Below are 21660 nucleotides of genomic sequence, written 5' to 3'. Positions count from 1 at the left end.
TTCCAGGGGTCACGATTCCGTGCGCACTGTCGCGCCAAGGGGCGCTGAGGTGTCGGAGGGTGTCTAGCGGGTGATCGCGGTGAGGGCGTGGCGGAGGGCGGCGTCGCTCGACGGGCAGTCGCGCCAGCGGGCGCCGATGTGGCCGTCGGGTCGGATGAGCAGCGCTCCGTGTGGGCGGAGGCCGCAGAGGTCGGTGTGCTCGCCGGGAAGCGCCTCGATGTGCAACGGCCATGGTGCGGTGGATTGTTGCTCCCAGTGAGTGGTGTCCGGGGTGAGCAGGGTGAACCATTCGCCGAAGGCGTCGAGAGTGGAGCGGCTGGGTGTGAGCCAGAGGTGTGGCATGCGATGGCCCGGCTCTGCGGTGGGGATGTAGTCCGTGCCTGTGTCGGATGGCTCGGGTGGGGTGCGGTTGTCGGCGAGGACGGCGTTGGAGCGGTAGGTGACGCCGAGCACGAGACGGAGTTGAGCGAAGTACCGCTCCGACCAGGGCAGTTCGACGTGGACCGGCGCCGCGTCGCCGAGCTGGCGCTGCTCTCGGCGCCGGTTCTGGACTTCGAGGAGAAGTCGGGTGTTCGCCACCGCTTGGCGGAGGGTCCGGTGGGCGACAGGTCGCCGCTCCGTCTCGTAGCTTTCCAACAGACCCGGTTCGGCCCACCCGCGGAGGACGCCCGCCAGCTTCCAGCACAGGTTGTGTACATCGGCGATCCCGGCGTTCATGCCCAGGCCGCCGACGATGGGGAGCGCGTGCGCGGCGTCGCCGGCCAGCAGGATCCGGCCGTGACGGAAGCGTTCGGCGACGAACGCGTTCATCACCCAGTGCTGAACCCGCGACACGTCGGCGTGGACCTCGGCGCCGGGGCTGATGGCGCGCGAGAGGAGGTCGGGCCAGTCGGCGCGTGCGGCGTCCTCGGGCGTGGGTACGAACCAGGCCCAGCCCCGTTCGGGGTACAGCGGGGCGAACAGGCCGTGCGCGGTGAAGTAGACGCCGGCGGGCGGCTGGGCGCACCAGCGGTCGAGGTCGGCGTCGAACACGACGGTGGTGAAGCGCCCCATCGCTCCGGGGCCGGTGGTGTCGATCCCCAGCAGTTGTCGGACGGTGGAGTTCGCGCCGTCGGCGGCGAGGACATAACGGGCGCGGACGCGGGTCTCCTCACCGCGTTGGTGGTCGACGAGCAGAGCCACGACGCTGTCGGTGTCCTCGGCCAGGCCGATGAGCTCGGTCCCGAAACGCACTCGTGCGCCTGCTGCGGCGAGCAGGGTGGGTTCCAACCGGTCCTGTGAGGTGACCACGCCGGTCACCGGGCTCTCGGGGACCAGCGCATTGACCCCGACCATCGCCGCCGTGGCGAAATCACGGTCGCACAGGGTGTCGCGGAAGCGGATGCGGCCGTACTCCGGCGCGAACGCGTAGGCCGTGATCCCGGCTGAGAGTCCGAGCTGGCGATAGATCTCCATCGAGCGCACGTTGACCAGCCGGGACCGTGGAAAGGGTGACAGCTCGCGGTGTTTCTCGACCAGCAGCACCCGCACGCCCCAGCGTTCCAGTAGCGCTCGGGCGGTGAGCCCGACCGGCCCGCCACCGACGATCAAGACCGCTACCTCGGCGTCTGCTACGGGCATGTCGAGCTCCTCCTGCTCACCTCGGGCCCGACGGGGCACTCGGTGGCTTTCAGCGATGGCCGCCTCGACGACGACCGAACCGCACAATCAATCCTCCCAACCCCACGGCCGACCGCAATGTCCGCGCGTCGGCGTGACGTACAGCGATCGTGCTCAGGCTGGTACACGGGCTGGGCCCCCGGCCTTCGTTGCCCTCAGGCAGACGGCAGTGCTGGGCCCACGCACGTCATCAGGGGGCGGGGCTTCACTCTCTGTCGTCGGCCCGATCGCCCAGAAGGCCAGGATCGCCCTGGACCGGATTGCCCTGGATCCGTCGACACCGCCGCTGCTCGCCGCGCCCGGATGCCGGCCTTCGGGCAGGAACCAGTGCTCGCGAAGCGACGGAACTTACACGTCTGCCCGGTCACCCTTCCGGGGGGTGGCCGGGCGGGCCGTGCGCAGCCAGGCGTCGAGGGCGGCGAAGTCGGCGTAGGTGAGCCCAACTTGGGGGTCGACGCGGTGCAGCAGGGCGGGAGCGGGGGAGTGGGCCTCGACCCAGCGCCGGTCGGCGAGGGTGATCTCGTCGTCCACCCAGGCGAACGGGCGTCCGGCCGCCCAGGCGAGCAGTGGGCGGGTCTTCCAGTGCGGCTCGCCGTTTCCGCCGTCCTGGCCGGTCCCGCCGTCCTCGTCGTCCGCCACCGGCCAGTCCACAAGGGGCAGTTGCGGCAGGCCCAGCCGGGGCGAGAGGCAGTCGTTGGCATCGTCCAGCCAGGTGGTGGCCCACACCAGTTCGCAGGGAAGGGCCAGCAGGCGCCGCCCGAGCGCGGGGTCGACCCGGGCCACCAGCGGGTTTCCGGACGGATCCGGGCCAGGGAAGGTGGGGTAGCCGCCCGGGGGCGGGGCGCCGAAGGGAATGAGCGGGCCGTCGACGTCGAGGAAGAGCAGGGGCGTGCCGGAGCCGGTCATGGCGGCACGATAGCGGGCGCTGCGGGCCGGGTAGGACGTCGATCGGTACCCGGCCTGGAACGGGTGTGCCGGGATCTCGTAGGGTGGCGCGCACGGAACGTGGTGGCAGGCACCACGCAGGCAAGGGCATCAGACGCCGCGGCAGCGGCGGGGCGGGGCGGTGACCAGAAGATGGCGGAGACGACAGCTGTTTCCGGAGGTCCCGAGCCAGCCGCGGACTCGGGCCCCTGGGACGCCGTACCGCCGCCGCCCGCCCGCCTGCCCGCCGAGGAGCACCCGCCCGGACCGGCCGCGCTGTACGAGCCGCCGCCCGCGCCCCCGGCGCCCCCTGCTGCGGCGGCACCGACCGCGCCCACGTCGGTGCCGCCCGCGCCGCCGGTCGCGCCCACCGGATGGACCCTCACCGGCCTGCCCGCCGCGGGCGCGCCGGCCTCGGCCACGCCGCCGCCGTTCACCGTCCCGGGCGGCGCGGCCGCCGGTACGGGCGGGCTGGGCGGGCTGGGCACGGCGCCGCGCGGCCGGATCCTGGTGATCGAGGGCGGGTACGGCACCTCCGGCCGCCGCACCTGGGGCCGGGGCGGACCGGCCCAGGCGCCGGTGCTGTCCGCGATGCTGGCCGCCGTCTCGCCGCAGGTGCTGCTCGCCGCGGACGCGGTGGACGCCGTCCACCTCCCCGGCGCCAGCGACCCGCACACCGTCCTCGCCCACCTGCGCGCCGCCTCCCGGCACCCCGGGCCGCTGCTGGTGCACCTGGGCGGGCACGTGGTCGCCGACAAGCGCGGCGGCCAGCTCCAGTTGACCCTGCGTGACTCCAAGCAGGACGGGCTGCCCTGGCAGGCCATCGCCGCGGAGCTGAGCCACCGTCCGGCCGAGTGGCAGACCCTGGTCATCGCCGACCTGAGCGCCGATCAGAACGCCTGGCCGTACCTCCAGGGCACCGTCTCGCCGCTCAGCGAGGGCATCCCGCTGTGGGCAGTCGTCAGCCCGGACCCGGAGCAGATCGGCACCTTCACCCGTGCCCTGATCGAGGCGCTGCACGGCGGCCGCCCCGGTGCGGGCGACGTGCTCGCGCCCGAGCAGCTGCGGCAGCAGGTGTACTCGGTGCTGCGGCCGGACGTGGTCATCCTGGCCACGCACGTCCCGGACCGCCCGGTCTTCCGCAACACCGCCCGCCGCGGCGAGGTCTCGGTGGCCGAGGTGCTGCCGGTGATGGACGCCGTGCCGATGGCGGATGCGGTTCCGGCGGTGGACGCCCTGCCGGTGATGGACGGCGTCGCGGTGCCGGACGTCGCGGTGCCGGACGCGGTCGCGGCGGAGCGTCCGCTGCCACCGGTGCCGCCGCTGCCGCGTCAGGCCGGGCCGCACGACGCGGTGGCCGAGCGGCCGGTGCCGGTTCCGCCGGTGGACGGTCTGGTGAGCCTGATCAAGCCGGGCGTGCCGCCCACGCCGCCGCGGCCGGCCAAGCCGGTCAGCCTGGTGAAGGCGGGCGAGCAGCCTGACGAGGCGTCGAGCGTGAGCCTGCACAAGCCCGTCCCGGCCGATGCGCCGGCGGCGGAGATCGTGCGGCCTGCGGGCGTGACGCTGCGCAAGCCGCACCCGCAGCCGGAGCCGGAGCCGGAGCTGGACCCGGAGCCGGAGCCCGTGGACGAGGCTGCCGAGGCGACTGCGGCCGTTCCGGCGGCTGAGGAGGTCGCCGAGCCGGTTGAGCCGGTTGCCGAGGTCGTCGAGACCGTCGAGGCCGCGGAGGAGCCCCAGGACGCCGTACTGTCCGACGCCGTGCCGTCCGAGGCCGTACGAGTCGACGCCGTACCGGTCGAAGCCGCGCCGACGGGTGAGGTGCCGCAGGACCGGGTCCCGGCCGAGGATGCGCCCGCCGATCAGCCGCCTGCACTGGCTGAGACCCCGTCCGAGGCCCCGGCCGAGGCCGTCGTCGGGACCCCGGCTGCCAACGCGCCCCGCGCGGACTACCGCGAGGTCATCGGACGGATCGTCCGCAGTGCCGACGCCGGGGACCACGCCGCCGCCACCGACCTCGCCTTCGCGCTCGAACTGGAGGCGATCGCCGAGCACGGCGCCGTCTCCGAGACCGTCCTCCAGGTGCGGCAGGTGCGCGCGCACGTGTGCCGGCTCGCGGGCCGAACGGCCGAGGCGGCCGACATCTACCGGGAGGTCGCCCTGACGCTGCTCCGCTCCCAGGGCGCGAACCACCCGGAGACCCAGCAGGCGGCCACCAACGCCGAGGCCTGCTGGCGCTCGATCACCGACCGCACGGAGGCCATCCGCATCGCCCCGGAGATCATCGAGCTGCGCGCCTACCTGCCCGGCCGCGACGGACGCAAGCTCCGCGCCGCCGAGCGCTACCTCGCCCAGCTGGCTGCCGGCCCGGACCCGGCCGAGTAGGCCTGACGCCCGGTCGGCTGCCGCCTGACGGTTGGCAGCCACCGGGCCACCGGCCACCGGCCACCAGCCGACAGAAACCAGAAGACAGAAGACAGAAAACAGCGAACGGATAACAGATTTCGAAATCTGTTATCCGTTCGCTGTTACTTGTCAGCCGTCAGGAGCCGGTCGCAGTCGTCACGCACCGACCACGACCGGCCACTACTCACTGCTGGTCGTCGTCGCCCTGAATGTCGCCCGCGAGCGCGTGGACGAACTTGGCGCCGTTGATGGTGCCGAGGCCGCTCGCGAGGTCGTAGCCCTCGGTGGCGTTGTAGCCGGTGACGCCGTTCCAGCCGTTGTCGCCGTCCTTGACGTCGACGATGCCGCTCCACTGGTTCGGGAGCATGCTCATGCCGTACATGCGCCAGTTGAGCTGGCCGAGGCGGTGGCCGGCCAGCTGGTCGGCGAGGGCGACGACACCCGAGAACAGCGGGGTGGCCTCGCTGGTGCCGCCGGTGAGGTGCCAGCCGACCGCGGTCGGGTCGTAGGACTCGTAGGTCCAGGCGGCGCCGTCCACGGCCGCGCTCATGCTGATGTCGGGCGTGCCGCGGTGGTTGCCGGTGACGTTCGCGACGCCGGCCTGGTACCACGGGCGCTCGAAGATGCCGGAGACGCCACCGCCGCCGGCGCCGGACTTGTCGTGCCACACCTTGTCGGCCGCGGTGCGGTTGCCGTTGTCGTCCAGGGTGAGCTGGGTGCCGCCGACGGAGGTGACCAGCGGGTCCGAGGACGGCCAGGAGTTGACCTTGTACGGGTACAGGTCGGTGCCGTTGAGCTGCGAGTCGGTCGCGCCGTTGTCACCGGAGGCGGCGAGCACGGTGACGTCGCGGTCGGCGGCGGCCTTGAAGGCGTAGCGCAGGTCCGTCAGCGACTTGAAGTCGCCCTTGTCGTAGCCCGGGAAGGTGTTCTCGGTGGCGCCGAAGCTCTGCGAGATGACGTCGCCGCGGCCCTGCTTGATGAGGGCCTTCTCGGCGTCCATCATCTCGGGCAGGCCGGTGGTGCCCTCGGTCTCGGCGACGCCGGTCTCGACCAGGATGATGTGCGCGTCGGGGGCGATCGCGTGGGCGTACTCGACGTCCAGGGTGGTCTCGCCGGCCCAGCCGGTGTGGTCGGGGTTCTTCGGGTCGAAGACGGGGACGTTGCCCCACTTCTGCACCTCGACCTGGGTGTCCGGGATGCCCCACTGCTTGTCGAAGACCTCCAGGTCGTGCTGGATGGTCGGCGAGCCGAAGGAGTCGACGATGACGATCGTGCGGCCCTTGCCGGTCACGCCCTCCTTGTACAGCGGGTTCAGGTTGTACGCGGTGCGGTACTGCAGCGGCGAGTAGCAGTGGATGCCGATCTGGCTGACGCACTGGGTGGTGCTCAGCGGGGCCGGGCGGGCCGTGGCGAGGTGGTGTCCGGCCGAGGCGGGGCGGACGTGGACACCCGCGAGGTCGTGCGAGGGGGCGGCGGTCGCAGCGCCGACAGCCGGTACGGCGAAGGTGCCGGCCGTGAGGGCGGTGGCCCCCGAGGCGAGCAGAGCCAGGGCACGGCGGAGGGTAGCGGGGCTGCCCATGGGACTCCTTGAGGGGGACGCAGGGCCCGACCTTGGTCCGGTCGGGTCGGTCCGGCCATCCCATCGACTGCCGCATGATCATGCCATAGTCATTTAGTGGGGTAGTCCCATCAATGGCATGGTCCTGCTCGGCCACGCAAAAAGGTAAAGGCCGTCCCAGGAGAAGGTAACCCCGCATCTGGGACGGCCGACTGACCAACCGTCAGTCAAGTCTCACCAATTTCACACTTTTCACCGAGTTGGCCAAGTTTACCAAGTTGACCGGCCTCGGGTAAGCCTCCGTCAGGTCACCGGGCCCCACCGTTGACGTACAGCGTCTGCCCGCTCACGTACGAGGCGTCCTCGCTGGCCAGGAAGGCCACCACCGACGCGATCTCCTCCGGCTGCCCCACCCGGCGCAGCGGCGTGCGGGCGGCCACCTCGGTCTGGTGGTCCTCGGCGGTCGCGCCGACCCGCTCGGCGGTGGCCGCCGTCATCGCGGTGGCGATGTAGCCGGGGGCGACGGCGTTGACGTTGACGTTGAACGGCCCGAGCTCGATCGCCAGGGTCGCGGTGAGCCCCTGAATGCCGGCCTTGGCGGCCGCGTAGTTGGCCTGGCCCCGGTTGCCGAGCGCGGAGCGCGAGCTGAGCGAGACGATCTTCCCGTACTTCTGCGCCACCATGTACTTCTGCGCCACGTGACTGCAGTTGTACGCGCTGGTCAGGTTGACCGTCAGCACCGCGTCCCAGTCGGACTTGGGCATCTTGAAGAACAGGTTGTCCCGGGTGATCCCGGCGTTGTTCACCAGGATGTGCAGCCCGCCGAGTTCCTCCGCGACCTGCGCGAACACCGCGTCGACGGAGTCGTAGTCGGCCACGTCGCAGCCGTACGCCCGGGCGGTGCCGCCCTTGGCGGTGATCTCGGCGACCGTCCCGGCCGCCCGCTCGGCGGTCAGGTCGACCACGGCGACCGCCGCGCCCTCCTCCGCCAGCCGGCGGGCGGTGGCCGCGCCGATGCCCTGCGCCGCGCCGGTCACCACGGCGACCTTCCCCGTGAAACGGGCCATGTCAGTTCCTCCGATCACTGGAAACTCCCTCAGACGTTCTCGACCAGCACGGCCGTACCCTGCCCCACGCCCACGCACATCGTGGCCAGGCCGCGTCGGGCGCCGGTGCGGTGCATCCGGTGCAGCAGGGTGGTCAGGATCCGGGCGCCCGAGCCGCCCAGCGGGTGGCCGAGGGCGATCGCCCCGCCGCTCGGGTTGACCACCTCGTCGGCCTGCTCCGGGCTGAACCCGATGCCGTCGGCGGAGGCCAGCGCCTGGGCGGCGAAGGCCTCGTTGAGCTCGGCGGTGTCCAGGTCGGCGAGGGTCCAGCCGGCCCGTCCGAGCACCTTCCGCGTCGCGGGCACCGGTCCGATGCCCATGACGTCGGGGTGCACCCCGGCCGAGGCCCCGGCCACGTACCGGCCGAGCGGCTGCAGCCCGAGGTCGCGCAGCGCCTCCTCGCTGACCAGGACCAGCCCGGCCGCGCCGTCGTTCATCGGCGAGGCGTTGCCGGCCGTGACGGTGCCGCCCGGGCGGAAGGCCGGCTTGAGCCTGGCGAGCTTCTCCAGGCTGGTGTCCTCGCGGATGCCCTCGTCCTGGCCGACCGTCACCCCGTCGAGCCGCTCGACCGGGATCAGCTCGGCGTCGAAGTGCCCGTCCTTGCGGGCGGCGGCGGCCCGCTGGTGGCTGCGCAGCGCGAAGACGTCCTGGCGCTCCCGCCCGATGCCGTACCGGCCGGCGACCTCCTCGGCGGTCTCGCCCATGCTGAGCACGCCGTGCAGCTCGGCCATCCGCGGGTTGGTGAGCCGCCAGCCGAGTCGGGTGTCGTGGGTCTCGATCCGGTGCGGCAGCGCCTCGTCGGGGCGGGGCAGGACGAAGGGGGCGCGGGTCATCGACTCGCAGCCGCCGGCCAGCACCACGTCGGCCTCGCCGGAGCCGATGGCCCGGGCGGCGAGGGTGACGGCCTCCAGGCCGGAGGCGCAGAGCCGGTTGACGGTGGCTCCGGGGACGCTCTCCGGCAGGCCGGCCAGCAGGACGGCCATCCGGGCGGCGTTGCGGTTGTCCTCGCCGGCCTGGTTGGCGGCGCCCCAGTAGACGTCGTCGATCCGGGCCGGGTCGAGGGCGGGGACGTCGGCGAGCAGGGCGCGCAGCACGGTGGCGGAGAGGTCGTCCGGGCGGACCGTGGCGAGCGCTCCGCGCAGCCGGCCGATGGGTGTGCGGCGGGCGGCGGCGAAGTAGACGGGACGCACGTCGTGCTCCTTATCGGGGGGAGGGGGGTCAGAAGGCGTTGACGCCGGTCAGGGCACGCCCGATGAGCAGTTGGTGGATCTGGCTGGTGCCCTCGTAGAGGGTCATCACCCGCGCGTCGCGCAGGTACTTGCCGACCGGGTACTCGTCGATGAAGCCGTAGCCGCCGAACACCTGGAGCGCGTTGTTCGCGGCCCGGACGGCGGCCTCGCTCGCGTGGAGCTTGGCGATCGAGGACTCGGTCGCGAAGGGCAGGCCGCGTTCGATGTGGTCGGCGACCTTCCAGGTGAGCAGCCGGGCGGCCTCGACGTCCACCGCGATGCCGGCCAGCAGTTCCTGGACGAGCTGGTGCGAGGCGATCGGCCGGCCGAACTGCTCGCGCTCGCCCGCGTAGCGCACGGCGGCCTCCAGGCAGGCGCGGGCGATGCCGACGCAGCCGGCCGCGACCGACATCCGGCCCTTGGCCAGCGCCGCCATCGCCACCGTGAAGCCCTTGCCGACCTCGCCGAGCCGGGCGCTGTCGGGCACCCGGACGTCGTCCAGGGCGAGTTCGGCGGTGGCCTGGCCGCGCAGGCCGAGTTTGCCGTGGATCGTGGTGCGGCCGAAGCCGGGCAGGTCGGTGGGGACCAGGAAGGCGGTGATGCCCCGGTGGCCCCGCTGCTCGGGCTCGCCGCCGCCGGTGCGGGCGAAGACCAGCGCGACGTCGGCCCAGGTGCCGTTGGTGATGAACATCTTGGCGCCGCTGATCAGCCAGTCGTCGCCGTCCCGGACGGCCCGGGTGGTCAGGTTGGCCGCGTCCGAGCCGGTGCCGGGCTCGGTGAGCGCGAAGCAGCCGAGCGACTCGCCGGAGGTGAGCCGGGGCAGCCAGTGCCGCTTCTGCTCCTCGGTCCCGTAGCTGTTGATCGACTTGCCGACCAGGCCGAGCGAGACCGAGACGATCCCGCGCACGGCCGAGTCGCCGCGCCCGAGCTCCTCCAGCACCAGGCAGTACGCGAGGTGGTCGCCGCCGCTGCCGCCGTACTCCTCGGGGATGGTCAGGCCGAGGAAGCCCAGCTCGGCCAGCTTGCCGATGATCGCCCGGTCCACGGACTCGACGCGGTCCCACTCGGCGGCGTACGGCACGATCTCGCGGTCGGTGAAGGCGGCGGCGAGGTCCCGGACGGCGCTCTGCTCCTCGGACAACTCCAGGTTCACGGCGGCTCCCGACTCGGGCCCGGTGGACGCTTCGGGCCGATAAACTAGCGCTGCAAGTTTTACGGGGGGACTGTAGCCCCGGGCGGCCCGCGCTGGGAAGAGGCACCTGTCAGAATCGGTCCCCCACCCACCCGACCGGGGGAGCCGGCCGGAGGAATCGGAGGAAGTCACCGCGATGGCCCGTCCGCGCACCCCGCTGCTCAGCCGCGAGCGCATCGTCGTCGCCGCCCTGCGGCTGATCGACGAGGAGGGGCTGGACGCCCTCTCCACCCGGCGCCTGGCCACCGAGCTGTCGGTCAGCGGGCCCTCGCTCTACAACCACTTCGCCACCAAGGACGAACTGCTGGACGCGGTGGTGGACAGCGTCATCGGCGAAGTCGACCTGTCGATGTTCAGCGGTGGCGCGGACCCCGGCCCCCCGACCGGGCCGGCGAGGCCGACGACTCCCTGGCCGGAGGCGCTGCGCCACTGGGCCCGCTCCTACCGCGCCGCGCTGGCCGCCCACCCCAACATCGTCCCGGTGCTGGCCCAGGGCCCGGGGCGGCGGCCCAACGCGCTGCGCCTGGCCGACGCCGTCTTCGGGCACCTGGTCGAGTCCGGGTGGCCGCGCGGCCAGGCCACCCGGATCGGCGCGCTGATGCGCTACTTCGTCACCGGCTCCGCGCTCGCCTCCTTCGCGGCCGGCTTCCCGGCGGACGCCGGGGTCTACGACGCGGCCGACTATCCGCACCTCGGCGAGGCGCACCGGCTGGCCGGGCACCGGGGGACGGTGGACGAGGGTGCCTTCGAGACCGGCCTGGAGGCGCTGCTGGACGGACTCGTGCTGCGCTTCGATCGCCTCGCCGCGAGGGCGTAGCCCCGGCGCGCGTTCGTAGCCCCGCCCGGCGTTCGCAGCGTGGCCGCGCGTTCGCGGCCCCGGCGCGCGTTCGCAGTTCCGGTGCCGGTGCCGGGCCGGGCCGGTCCTACCAGGGCTCGCGGGCCGTGAACGCCGGCCGCTGCTCCGGGTCCACCGGGTCGTAGTACCGGTGGTAGACCGGCGTCAGGGCGCCGGAGACCGGGGGTACGATCCAGCTCCAGTCCGCCGGGGTCGGGCGGCCGAGCCGCTTCTCCTGGGCGACGTGCTTGAGGAAGCGCTCCGACTCGGTGTGGTGGTCGGCGATCGTCACCCCGGCCTCCTGGAAGGAGTGCAGCACGGCGATGTTGAGCTCGATCAGCGCGCGGTCGCGCCAGAGCGTGCGGTCGCTGGAGGTGTCCAGGCCCAGCCGCTCGGCGACGGTGCCGAGCATGTCGTAGCGGTCGGCGTCGGCGAGGTTGCGGGCGCCGATCTCGGTGCCCATGTACCAGCCGTTGAACGGCGCGGTGGGGTAGCGCACGCCGCCGATCTCCAGGGTCATGTCGCTGATCGCGGGCACCGCGTACCAGCGCAGCCCGAGTTCGGTGAACCACTCGTACCCGGGGTGGCTGAGCGGCACCTCCAGGGTGGTGTCGTCCGGCAGCTCGTACCAGACGGGGCGCTCACCCGGGCGCTCCTGGATGATCAGCGGCAGCACGTCGAAGCGTTCCTCGGCGCACTTCCAGCCGAGGTCGCGGGCCCGGGCGGCGAGTACCGCGCCCGCCGGGTCGCCGACCACGGCACCGTCGACCCGGTGCCCGGCGTAGCGGACCAGCTGCTGGTTGAGGATGCGGGCGGCCGGTCGGCCCGGACGGTCGGGGGCGAACACCGAGATCACCGGGCGGATCCGCCCGCCGTTGCCGGCCGTCCGCAGGTGCTCGAAGCACTCGGTGGCGATGTCGTCGGCCGAGGAGAGGTGGCGCAGGTCGCGGACCACCAGGCTGCGCCAGTACAGCCGGCCGATGCAGCGGGCGGCGTTGCGCCAGGCGAGCTTGGCGCCGTAGGCGAGTTCGGCGGGGGTGTGCAGGTAGCTGCCGGTGCGGTCGATCTCGTCCAGGACGGCGCGCAGCCGCGGCTCCGGGTCACCGGCGGCGGGCTGCTCGCGGTGGAACTGGCGGATGAACTCGGCGGCCTGCTCCGGATCGGTGAACGGCGGTGGCTCGGGCGGCAGTTGCGGGCCCGGTCGGTGCGGTCCGGGCGTCTGCGGTGCGGGCGTCTGCGGTTCGAACGGGTGCGGTCCCGACGTCTGCGGCGCGGGCGCCGGGGCGGGCCGCGGGAACGCGCCCGGTGCACCGACGTGGGTGTGGGTGTGGGCGTACGGACAGCCACCGCTCGGGGCGGTGTCGGTTCTGCGGGTGCGAAGCCGGTTGAAGATCAAGGACACATCCCTCCTGCCGCACAGGAGTACCGGAGGTGCTCGACCTGCCGCAGAGAGTGAACGATTCGGCCCCCGCACCCGCGCCGATCGCGCTAGGGTGCGGGGGCCGGGGGCCGGATCGTCCGACCAGCCCATGGAAGGCTGATCAGCCCATGTCCTCCAGCCGGACGCCCTTGGTCTCCTTCATGTACTTGGCCACGAAGACGATCGACAGCGCCGCGAAGGCCGCGTACACGAGGTAGGTCGCCGAGAGGTTCCAGCGCGACAGGGACGGGAACGAGACGGTGATCGCCCAGTTGGCGATCCACTGCGCGGAGGCGGCGACGGAGAGCGCGGCGGCGCGGACCCGGTTCGGGAACATCTCGCCGAGCATCACCCAGACGACCACGCCCCAGGACATCGCGAAGAACAGCACGAAGGCGTTGGCGGAGATCAGCGCGACGGTGCCCTGGAGGTCGGGCAGCGAGACGTTGTCGCCGGAGCCGGTGGCGGAGGAGAACGCCCAGCCGGCCGCGGCGAGGGTGACGGCCATGCCGGCCGAGCCGATCAGGGCCAGCGGCTTGCGACCGATCCGGTCGACCAGCAGGATCGCGATCACGGTGCCGAGGATGTTGATGACCGAGCCGATGAAGCTGATCAGCAGCGAGTTGCTCTGGTCGATGCCGACCGACTGCCACAGGATCGACGAGTAGTAGAAGATCACGTTGATGCCGACCAGCTGCTGGAAGACCGACAGGCCGATGCCGACCCAGACGATCGGGAGCAGGCCGAAGCGGCCGCCGAGCAGGTCGCGGAAGCGCGGGCGGTGGTCGGAGGCGATCAGCGCCTGGACCTCGGCGATCCGGGCGTCGGTGTCGATGCCCTCGCCCTCGACCTGGGCCAGCACCTTGCGGGCGTCGTCCAGGCGCTCGGCCTGGATCAGGTAGCGCGGGGACTCGGGGATCATCGAGGAGAGCACGAAGTAGACCGCGGCCGGGATCACGCAGATGCCCAGCATCCACTGCCAGGCCTCCAGGCCGAGCAGGTGGCCGCGGGTGTCACCGCCGGCGGCGTCCGCCAGCACCCAGTTGACCAGCTGGGATATCGCGATGCCGAGCACGATCGCGGCCTGCTGGAAGGAGGCCAGCCGACCCCGGTACTTGGTCGGCGCGACCTCGGCGATGTAGGTCGGGGCGATCACCGAGGCGATGCCGATGGCCGCGCCGCCGAGGACGCGCCACAGCGCGAGGTCCCAGGGGGAGAAGGGCAGCATCGAGCCGACGGCGCTGACCGCGAACAGCAGCGCGCCCGCCTTCATGACCTTGATGCGGCCGTAGCGGTCGGCGAACCGGCCCGCCAGCGCGGCGCCGACCGCCGAGCCCAGCAGCGCCGAGGAGACGATCAGGCCGGTCTCGCCGCTGCCGACACCGAACTTGCCCTGGATACCGGAGACGGCGCCGTTGATCACGGAGCTGTCGTAGCCGAACAGGAAGCCGCCGAGGGCCGCGGCGGCGGTGATGAAGACGACGAAGCCGAGGCGGCCGGGCGCGGGGGCCTCGACCGCCCCGGAGGGCTTCTGGGTGACGCTCACGATCTTGACTCCTGGTACTCAACACTGAGCTCGGTAGCCGCGATCGTAACCCCTATTCGTTTAACTCTTGTACACCGGGACCCTCAATCTGCGCTTCGAGAATTCGTAAGGTGAACAAGCAAATTGAGCCTTCCCGCCCTGGGTGTTGGTGCGGCCGCTCAGGCCGGGGCCGAGAGCGACAGGCCGAACCGACCCTCCGGGTCCGTCCACCAGTGGCTCAGCCGCAGCCCGGCCGCCGCCAGCTCCCCGGTCACCCGCTCCCGGCGGAACTTGGCCGACACCTCGGTGCGCAGCTCCTCGCCCCGGTCGAAGTGCACCGGCAGGTCCAGCGCCGGGATCTTCACGGTCTGCGAGCGGAGCGAGCGCAGCCGCATCTCGATCCACTCCTGCTCGGCGTCCCAGTGCGCGACGTGCTCGAAGGCGTCCGGGCCGAAGTCGGCGCCCAGCTCGCGGTTGAGCACGTTGAGCACGTTGCGGTTGAACTCGGCGGTCACCCCGGCGCTGTCGTCGTAGGCGGCGACCAGCACCGCCGGGTCCTTGACCAGATCGGTGCCGAGCAGCAGGAAGTCGCCCGGGTCGAGGGCCGCGCGCAGGCGGCGCAGGAAGGCGGCCCGCTCCTGCGGCAGCAGGTTGCCGAGGGTGCCGCCGAGGAAGGCGACCAGGCGGGGGCCGCCGTCCGGGGGCAGGCCGAGCCGGGCGGTGAAGTCGGCCAGCACGCCGTGCACGGCCAGGCCCGGGTACTCGGCGGCGAGCGCGGTGCCGGCCAGGGTCAGCGCGCTCTCGCTGACGTCCACCGGGACGTAGGTCTCCAGAGTGCCGAGCGCGCGCAGCGCGTCCAGGAGCAGCCGGGTCTTCTCGGAGGAGCCGGAGCCCAGCTCGACCAGGGTGTGGGCCCCGGTCGCGACGGCGATCTCGCCGGCCCGGGCGGTCAGGATGGCCCGTTCGGCGCGGGTCGGGTAGTACTCGGGCAGCCGGGTGATCTCCTCGAACAGCTCGCTGCCCCGCGCGTCGTAGAACCACTTGGGCGGCAGCCATTTGGGTTCGGAGGTCAGGCCGTGCTGCACGTCCTGGCGCAGCGCGGTGCTGAAGTGGTCGGCGGGCAGCAGTCGGGTGAGATCGAATGTGTCCATGACAGGGTGGTTCCTCTGTTCAGAAGATGAAGGGAGAGTGGAGGGTCAGTAGTGGCTGGGGAGCTGCCGGACGGTCACGCCCCGGGCGTCGGCCAGCAGCAGGGAGCCGTCCGGGACGAACGTCCACCCCGGGTCGTCGTCGTACGGCTCGGAGGCCACCACCGTGCCGAGTCCCGGCAGGGTGCGGTGGTGCAGGGTGTCTCCCCAGGTGGTCGCGGCGATCGCGGCGCCGTCGGTGAGCAGCAGGTTGAGCCGCCCGGTGGTGTGTGCGGCGACGTCCGCGACGGTGCCCGCCAGCGCCTCGCCCGGGTCCGCGCCCCGGCGCAGCCGGTGCAGGGTGAGGGCCCACAGCAGGGCCGAGTCGGTGCGTGCCTCCAGCTCCAGCAGCTCGGTCGGCGGGAGCAGGGCGGCGAGCGCGTCCAGCTTGCCGGGCCAGCCGGCCACCGCGCCGTTGTGGCTGAACAGCCAGCGCCCGGCGGAGAACGGCGCGGCCGCGCTCTCGCCCGCCGCGCAGCCCTCGGTGGCGGAGCGGACGGCCGCCAGCAGCGCCCGGGTGCGGATCACCCGGGCGAGGTCGGCGAAGGTCGCGTCCGCCCAGATCGGCCCGGCCCGGCGGTAGCGCGCGGGCAGCTCGTCGCCGTCCGCGTACCAGCCGAGGCCGAAGCCGTCCACGTTGACCGTGCCGTGCCGCTGGGTCCGCGGCGCCCAGGACTGCCGGTACAGCGCGTGCGGCGGGTGCACCAGCAGCTCCTGCGGTGCCAGCGGCTCGCCCAGGTAGGCGAGGTGACGACACATCAGGCCTCCTCCGGGCTGCGGGCGGTGCGGAAGCCGGAGAAGATCTGCCGCCGGACCGGGTAGTCCCAGTTGCGGAAGGTGCCCCGGCAGGCGACCGGCGCCACCGCGAAGCAGCCGCCGCGCAGCACCTTGTACTCGGGCCCGAAGAAGACCTCGGAGTACTCCTGGTACGGCCAGGCCCGGAACCCCGGGTAGGGGCGGAAGTCGCTGGCCGTCCACTCCCACACGTCGCCCATCAACTGCCGCACGCCGTACGGTGACTGGCCTTGGGGGTAGCTGCCCGCCGCGGCCGGGCGCAGATGGCGCTGGCCGAGGTTGGCGTGCTCGGGGCCGGGCGGGCCGTCGCCCCACGGGTAGCGGCGGGAGCGGCCGGTGGCCGGGTCGTGCCGGGCCGCCTTCTCCCACTCGGCCTCGGTCGGCAGGCGCCGCCCGGCCCACCGGGCGTAGGCGTCGGCCTCGTACCAACTGACGTGCAGCACCGGCTCGTTCGGCGGGACTGGCTCGACCGTACCGAAGCGGCGGCGCAGCCACTGGCCGTCCTGGCGCTTCCAGAACAGCGGGGCGGTCAGCTCGGCCCGGCGGCGGTGCTCCCAGCCCTCCGGGGTCCACCAGCGCGGGTCGTCGTAGCCGCCGTCCGCGATGAAGCGCTGGTAGGCGGCGTTGGTGACCGGGGTGGTGTCCAGGAAGTAGGCCGGCAGGTCGACGGTGTGCGTCGGGCGCTCGTTGTCCAGCGCCCACGGCTCGGTGTCCGTGCCCATGGTGAACGGGCCCGCCGGGATCAGGACTTCGGCGGGCAGGGTGGCCGCGTCGGCGGGCGCCGGCGGCGGCGGGGGAGCGGCCAGGGCGGGTTCGCCCTTGCGGAGTTGGTGGGTGATCAGCATCGTCTCGTCGTGCTGCTGCTCGTGCTGGGCGATCATCCCGAAGGCGAACCCGGCGTCCAGCAGCGGCGCGCCCTCCAACGGGCTCGCCGCCAGCAGGTCCAGCACCCGGCCGCGCACCTCGTGGGCGTAGGCGCGGGCCTCGGCGGGCGGCAGCAGCGGCAGGCTGGGGCGCTCGGCGCGGGGGTGCTGGAAGGCGTCGTAGAGCGGGTCGATCTCGGGGTGCATCGGGTCCCGGCCGCCGACGTTGCGCAGCAGCCAGAGCTCCTCCTGGTTGCCGATGTGCGCCAGGTCCCAGACCAGCGGGGACATCAACGGTGAGTGCTGGGCGGTGAGATCGGCGTCCTCGACGCAGTCGGTCAGCGCGGCGGTCCGGTCGCGGGCGGCCAGCAGCTCGGCGGCGATGCTCTCGCGCAGCGCCTCGGTGCCCGTCCCCGGGTCGGCGGTGCCCGTTCCCGGGTCGGCGGGCGGTCGGACGTCGGTCATGGTGCCTCCTCCGGCGGAGTGCGTCGGGTGCCGGAGCGCAGGGCGTCCAGCTGGTCGTCGGCCGGGCAGCGGCCGCGCGCGGGGTAGCGCTCGGCGAACTCGGCGACGGCGGTGCGCAGCCGACCGGTGCCGGGCAGGCGGCCCAGCGCGGCGTCGGCGGCGGCGAAGCAGGTGAGGACGGCGCGGCGCAGCTCGGGGTCGGCGACGGCCAGCGTTGCGGCGCGGCGCCAGGCCTCGCTGCGCGGCGGGCGCGGGCCGGTCGCCCCCTCCCGCCGGTCGAAGGAGTCCAACGGCTCCAGCGCGGCGAACACGGCGTCGGCGGCCACCGGGTCGTCCAGGAGCGCGGTGACGAGGGCGGTGGGCACCACCCAGCCGTCGCCGGGCTGGGCGTCGATCATCCGCAGTTCCAGGTGGCCGCGCGGGCGCACCGGCGGGAACAGCGTGGTGCAGTGGTAGTCCAAGTCGGCGAGCGTGGGCGGGCGTTCGCCCGCACCGCGGATCCAGTCCCGGAAGGTCATTCCGGGCGGGGCCGTCCACGGCATGCCCTCCGGGCGTTGCACGCACAGGACTTGGGCATGCAGCGCGTACCGCGCCCAGGCCTCGCGCGGGTCGCCGTGGTCCGGCTCGGGGGCGAGGGTGCGGCTCGGGTCCATCCGGGACCAGACGGTCTGCCGGGTGGATCGGTGGCCGGTCGGCCTGCCGTCCAGCAGCGGGGAGTTGGCGAAGGCGGCGACCAGCACCGGGCCCAGCCGGTGGACCAGCTGCCAGCGCCGTTCCACCGCGTGCGGGCCGTCCGCGTCACCGGCGTCCAGGCACACCTGAACCGACGCGGTACCGGTCATCATGATCCGGCCCCACGGGCCGGCCGAGTCGAAGAAGCGCTCCATCGCGAGGTAGCGCGGGTGGTCCAGCACCATCCGCCGGGGGCGAACCAACGGGTCCGTCCCGGTACCGGTGAGGCGCAGGCCCTGTGCCGCGAAGGCGGCCCGAAGGGCGGTCAGATCGCGTCGCGTGTCGTCGACGCAGGCCACGAGGCCGGTGGCGGGCGGGGAGCTGAGCTCGACCTGTCCGCCGGGTTCGAGCGTGAGGCGCGAACCGGAGGGGAGCGAGGTGCCGTCCGGGCCGCCGAGGGGCAGCGACTCCAGTGCGGCGTGGAGCAGTTCGGGCCGAACGGGCCGGGTGGGACATCGGTCGTCGTGGACGAACCACTCGACCTCCACACCCACCAGGCGGGGCGGTCCGATCTTGAAACAGACGCCCGACACATGGCTGCGCGCCCCCGATTCGGTCAACGGGGTCACCCCCGGCGGGGGTGTGGGTGCGCTCTGCCGGTCGGGCGGAGTGGTGCGGGATGTCGGTATCACCGGACTCACCATCCTCGGGATCACGATTGCGGCCCGGTCTACCCTGCCCAGTCTGCTACGGAGCATGCGGAGCCGCTCCGCAAATATCGCGTGAATGTTCGTTTCTGCAGGTCGGGCACGTGGCGATCGGGTGAATGCGGGGGTTCGGGGCGGGCTGTGCGCGGGACGTGGGGGCCGCCCTCGGCATGGGCACATGCCCGGGTCACAGGCGGTCCAGCCGGGCCAGGACGGCGTCCAGTACCGGGCCCGGCAGGGCGTAGTTCAGCCGCAGCGAGCCGGTGCCGCCGGGGCCGAAGTCGGCGCCGTCGGAGGCCTCCAGGGCGCAGCGCTCCAGCAGCGCCCGGCGGGCGGCCCCGAGTGGCAGGCCGAGGGCGGCGGCGTCCAGCCAGAGCAGGTAGGAGGCCTGCGGTGCCGAGCGGACGGCGGGGCCGAGTCGCCCGGTGAGTCGGGTGCGGGCGGCGGCGAGGTGGACGAGCAGGGCGTCCAGCCACGGGCCGCCCTCGCGCAGCACGGCGTGCTGCACGGTCTGCTCCAGGAGGCCGCCCTCCCAGAAGCCGTAGCCGGCCAGGGTGTCGGTGAAGCGGGCGCGCAGGGCGGGGTCGGGGACGAGGGCGAAACTGCTGGGAATGCCGGAGCAGTTGAAGGTCTTGCCGACGGAGTTCAGGGTGACCACGCGGTGCCGGAGGGCCGGGTCGACGGTGGTGACGGCGACGGGGTGGGTGTGCCCGGGGTGGGTGAGGTCGCCGTGCACCTCGTCCGAGACGAGCAGCGCGTCCGCCTCGGCCGCCCGCTCGGCGAGGGCGCGCAGCTCGGCGGTGGGCCAGACCCGGGCGGAGGGGTTGTGCGGGCTGCTCAGCAGGACGGCGGCCGTCGGGGAGGGGAGCGGGCCGTCGGGGAGGTGGTAGCCGTCCCGGCCGAGGGGCAGTGGCAGCTCGCGGTAGGCGATCCCCGCTGCACGGCAGAGCTGGGCGAAGCCGGCCCACTCGGGGGTGGGGAAGAGGACGGGCGCCTGCGGGCGGAGGGTGTCCAGCAGGAGGCGCAGCGCGGTGCGCGGACCGCAGGGGAGCAGCAGGACCCAGTCCGGGTCCACTGCCACGCCGTGCCGGGCGCGGTACCAGTCGGCGACCAGGCTCCGCCCGGCCGGGTCGCAGACCGTGTAGCCGAACGCGCGGTGGTGGGCGCGCCGCTCCAGGGCCTCGGCGACGGCGGGCGGGCCGGGCAGGTCCATGTCGGCCAGGCCCAGTGGGATCACGCCGGGGGTCTCGGCCCGGGCCCACTTGCTGCTGCCGGTGCCGGTGCGGTCGAAGGGGGTGTCGAAGGTGAAGGCGGGCTCGGGCGAACGGTGAACAGCTGACAGCTTTCGAAATCTGTTGTCTGTTCGCTGAAATCTGTCGTCTGTCATCTGTTCGCCGCCTCCTCCTCGTCGGCACCCGCCCCGCCGGAGCCGCCCGGACCGGCGCCCGCCCCGCCGGGGCCGCCACTCGCCAAGTACGCCGCGAGCCCCCGCCGCCCCCGGTGCATCATGACCGCATGGTTGGCCCTGAACAGCGGGTGCAGCGGCAGGGCGAGTCGCCGCAGCAGGGGCTTGCCGGGCCGAGTGTCCTCCTCGAACAGCACCCTGCACCCCGCGCTGCCGGGCCCGTCCGGCCCACTCGGCCCGCTCGGCCTGTCCGGCCCGTCCGGCGTGACCGTGAACCGCGACCACCCGTTGAGGTCGCCCCGCATCGCCACCTCCAGCACCCCGGCGCCCGGGTCGCGCAGGGTCGCCTCCAGGTGGATCACCAGCCGGTACGGCAGCAGTGCGCGCACCACCACCTCCCCGGCATCCTGGCGGGTCTGCCGGACCTCGCGGATCTCCGGCCACCACAGCGGGTAGCCCTGGACGTCCTCCAGTGCCGCGTACGCCGCCGAGGCCGGTGCCGCGAGTCGCCACACGCCCTGGAAGCGGTAGTGGTTGGGGTCCACGCGCCACACCCTAGCCGGGCCCGTGCCGCGCCACGGCGGAACGCCGGTGGACCGCCGCCGAGTTGGCGCCCGCCCCGCGCGTCCCGGGTGCCCGGGTGCTCCGCAACGGCCTCGAACGGCGGGTAAACGCTCATCAAAGGACGCGGTTCGCGGGGAATGGCGCATTCCGCTTGCGGCCGTTCGGGGTGCGGGGGAGGATCCTCCGTGCTTGTAGTCTCATCAGTCACAGCAGCATCCCCAGGCGCTGCACCCCCGGAACCGGAGTGAAGGAGTCACAGGCATGCGGCGACCGAGCTGGGTACCGGAAGACATGGACCTGGACAAACCGAACGCCGCGCGGGTCTACGACTACTACCTGGGGGGCTCGCACAACTTCGAGGTCGACCGGGAGATGGCCCGCAAGGCGATGTCCATGTGGCCCGAGCTGCCGCAGATCATGCGCTCCAACCGGGCCTTCCTGCGCCGCGCCGTGACCTTCCTCGCCGAGCGCGGCGTCACCCGCTTCCTGGACATCGGCTCCGGCATCCCCACCTTCGGCGCGGTGCACGAGATCGCCCGCGTGATCCGGCCCGAGGCCGAGGTCGTCTACGTGGACCGCGACCCGGTCGCCGTCGCGCACAGCCGCCTGCTGATGCAGGACGACCCGCGCAGCGCCGTGGTCCAGGCCGACCTGCGCGACGTCGAGGACCTGATGGCCCGCCCCGAGGCGATCGAACTGCTGTCCGCCGGTGAGCCGGTGGCCGTGTTGCTGGTGGCCGTCGCCCACTTCGTCAGCGACGACGAGGACCCCTGGAAGCTGGTCGGCGCGATCCGCGACGCGCTCCCCGCCGGCAGCGCGCTGGTCCTCTCGCACGCCTCCCTGGAGGCCCGACCGGACCAGGCCGAGGACCACCAGAAGCTCTACCGGATGACCCCGACCCCGCTGACCATGCGCACCCGCGAGCAGGTCACCGCGATGTTCGCCGGCTTCGAGCTGGTCGAGCCGGGCGTGGTCCACCTGCCGCAGTGGCGCCCGGACCAGCCGGACACGGTCGGCGAGCACCCCGAGCGGATCGCCGGGGTGGCGGGCGTGGGGTTCCGCCCTTGAGCCGTCGCCACGGGAGAGCAGCCGACGACCGTACGCCCCGTGCGGCGGCCGCCGGGCCTCCCGCCGTGCGTACGACGGTCCGG

17 protein-coding genes are annotated in these 21660 nt (G+C 73.2%); 3 read left to right on the top strand and 14 right to left on the bottom strand.

Annotation, left to right across the window (positions count from 1 at the left end):
- Positions 1-63: 63 nt before the first annotated feature.
- The gene (locus ACFVWU_RS04610; RefSeq protein WP_387615483.1) at positions 64-1620 is read right to left on the bottom strand and encodes an FAD-dependent monooxygenase; all 1557 of its coding nucleotides are present in this window, start codon (positions 1618-1620) and stop codon (positions 64-66) included.
- Positions 1621-2007: 387 nt separating this feature from the next.
- A complete protein-coding gene (locus ACFVWU_RS04605; RefSeq protein WP_387615480.1) occupies positions 2008-2565 on the bottom strand; it encodes an HAD domain-containing protein in 558 nt (185 codons plus the stop codon).
- 171 nt (positions 2566-2736) lie between these two features.
- On the opposite strand from ACFVWU_RS04605, the gene ACFVWU_RS04600 reads away from it, so the two are divergent.
- Entirely contained in the window at positions 2737-4965 is a 2229-nt protein-coding gene (locus tag ACFVWU_RS04600) for a hypothetical protein (protein WP_387615477.1), read from the top strand.
- A gap of 205 nt (positions 4966-5170) precedes the next feature.
- Here ACFVWU_RS04600 and ACFVWU_RS04595 read toward each other — a convergent pair whose 3' ends face one another.
- The 4 genes from ACFVWU_RS04595 to ACFVWU_RS04580 form a co-directional block, all read right to left on the bottom strand.
- On the bottom strand, positions 5171-6565 hold the full coding sequence (locus ACFVWU_RS04595; protein ID WP_387615475.1) for a S8 family serine peptidase: 1395 nt from the start codon (positions 6563-6565) through the stop codon (positions 5171-5173).
- 287 nt (positions 6566-6852) lie between these two features.
- Positions 6853-7611, bottom strand: a complete 759-nt coding sequence (fabG, locus tag ACFVWU_RS04590; protein WP_387615472.1) for a 3-oxoacyl-ACP reductase FabG — start codon at positions 7609-7611, stop codon at positions 6853-6855.
- A gap of 29 nt (positions 7612-7640) precedes the next feature.
- A complete protein-coding gene (locus ACFVWU_RS04585; protein ID WP_387615470.1) occupies positions 7641-8840 on the bottom strand; it encodes a thiolase family protein in 1200 nt (399 codons plus the stop codon).
- 28 nt (positions 8841-8868) lie between these two features.
- Positions 8869-10032, bottom strand: coding sequence for an acyl-CoA dehydrogenase family protein (locus ACFVWU_RS04580; protein ID WP_387615467.1), 1164 nt, complete (start codon positions 10030-10032; stop codon positions 8869-8871).
- 175 nt (positions 10033-10207) lie between these two features.
- Between ACFVWU_RS04580 and ACFVWU_RS04575 the strand changes: the two genes are divergently transcribed.
- A complete protein-coding gene (locus ACFVWU_RS04575; protein WP_387615464.1) occupies positions 10208-10888 on the top strand; it encodes a TetR/AcrR family transcriptional regulator in 681 nt (226 codons plus the stop codon).
- A 106-nt stretch (positions 10889-10994) separates the two neighbouring features.
- Here ACFVWU_RS04575 and ACFVWU_RS04570 read toward each other — a convergent pair whose 3' ends face one another.
- The 8 genes from ACFVWU_RS04570 to ACFVWU_RS04535 form a co-directional block, all read right to left on the bottom strand.
- Positions 10995-12095, bottom strand: a complete 1101-nt coding sequence (locus ACFVWU_RS04570; protein WP_387615587.1) for a nitric oxide synthase oxygenase — start codon at positions 12093-12095, stop codon at positions 10995-10997.
- Between the two features lie 352 nt (positions 12096-12447).
- Complete coding sequence (locus tag ACFVWU_RS04565; protein ID WP_387615461.1) at positions 12448-13872, bottom strand: sugar porter family MFS transporter; 1425 nt, start codon at positions 13870-13872, stop codon at positions 12448-12450.
- A 158-nt stretch (positions 13873-14030) separates the two neighbouring features.
- Positions 14031-15002 carry an L-histidine N(alpha)-methyltransferase gene (gene egtD, locus ACFVWU_RS04560; protein WP_387615458.1) on the bottom strand — a complete coding sequence of 324 codons (972 nt, stop codon included), beginning with the start codon at positions 15000-15002 and terminating at the stop codon, positions 14031-14033.
- 45 nt (positions 15003-15047) lie between these two features.
- Positions 15048-15797, bottom strand: a complete 750-nt coding sequence (gene egtC, locus ACFVWU_RS04555) for an ergothioneine biosynthesis protein EgtC (RefSeq protein ID WP_387615455.1) — start codon at positions 15795-15797, stop codon at positions 15048-15050.
- The gene (gene egtB / locus ACFVWU_RS04550; protein ID WP_387615452.1) at positions 15797-17161 is read right to left on the bottom strand and encodes an ergothioneine biosynthesis protein EgtB; all 1365 of its coding nucleotides are present in this window, start codon (positions 17159-17161) and stop codon (positions 15797-15799) included. The genes egtC and egtB overlap by 1 nt, the downstream gene beginning before the upstream one ends.
- Positions 17158-18537 carry an ergothioneine biosynthesis glutamate--cysteine ligase EgtA gene (egtA, locus tag ACFVWU_RS04545; protein ID WP_387615449.1) on the bottom strand — a complete coding sequence of 460 codons (1380 nt, stop codon included), beginning with the start codon at positions 18535-18537 and terminating at the stop codon, positions 17158-17160. The genes egtB and egtA overlap by 4 nt, the downstream gene beginning before the upstream one ends.
- Positions 18538-18727: 190 nt before the next feature.
- Positions 18728-19927, bottom strand: a complete 1200-nt coding sequence (locus ACFVWU_RS04540; RefSeq protein ID WP_387615446.1) for an aminotransferase class I/II-fold pyridoxal phosphate-dependent enzyme — start codon at positions 19925-19927, stop codon at positions 18728-18730.
- Positions 19924-20490, bottom strand: coding sequence for an SRPBCC family protein (locus ACFVWU_RS04535; RefSeq protein WP_387615443.1), 567 nt, complete (start codon positions 20488-20490; stop codon positions 19924-19926). The genes ACFVWU_RS04540 and ACFVWU_RS04535 overlap by 4 nt, the downstream gene beginning before the upstream one ends.
- Positions 20491-20770: 280 nt before the next feature.
- Here ACFVWU_RS04535 and ACFVWU_RS04530 point away from each other — a divergent pair, with 280 nt between their 5' ends.
- Complete coding sequence (locus ACFVWU_RS04530) at positions 20771-21577, top strand: SAM-dependent methyltransferase (protein ID WP_387615441.1); 807 nt, start codon at positions 20771-20773, stop codon at positions 21575-21577.
- Positions 21578-21660: the final 83 nt, after the last annotated feature.

This window comes from Kitasatospora sp. NPDC058190, from assembly GCF_042883685.1.
GTDB lineage: Bacteria > Actinomycetota > Actinomycetes > Streptomycetales > Streptomycetaceae > Kitasatospora.
This window is presented reverse-complemented; position numbering and strand designations above follow the sequence as displayed.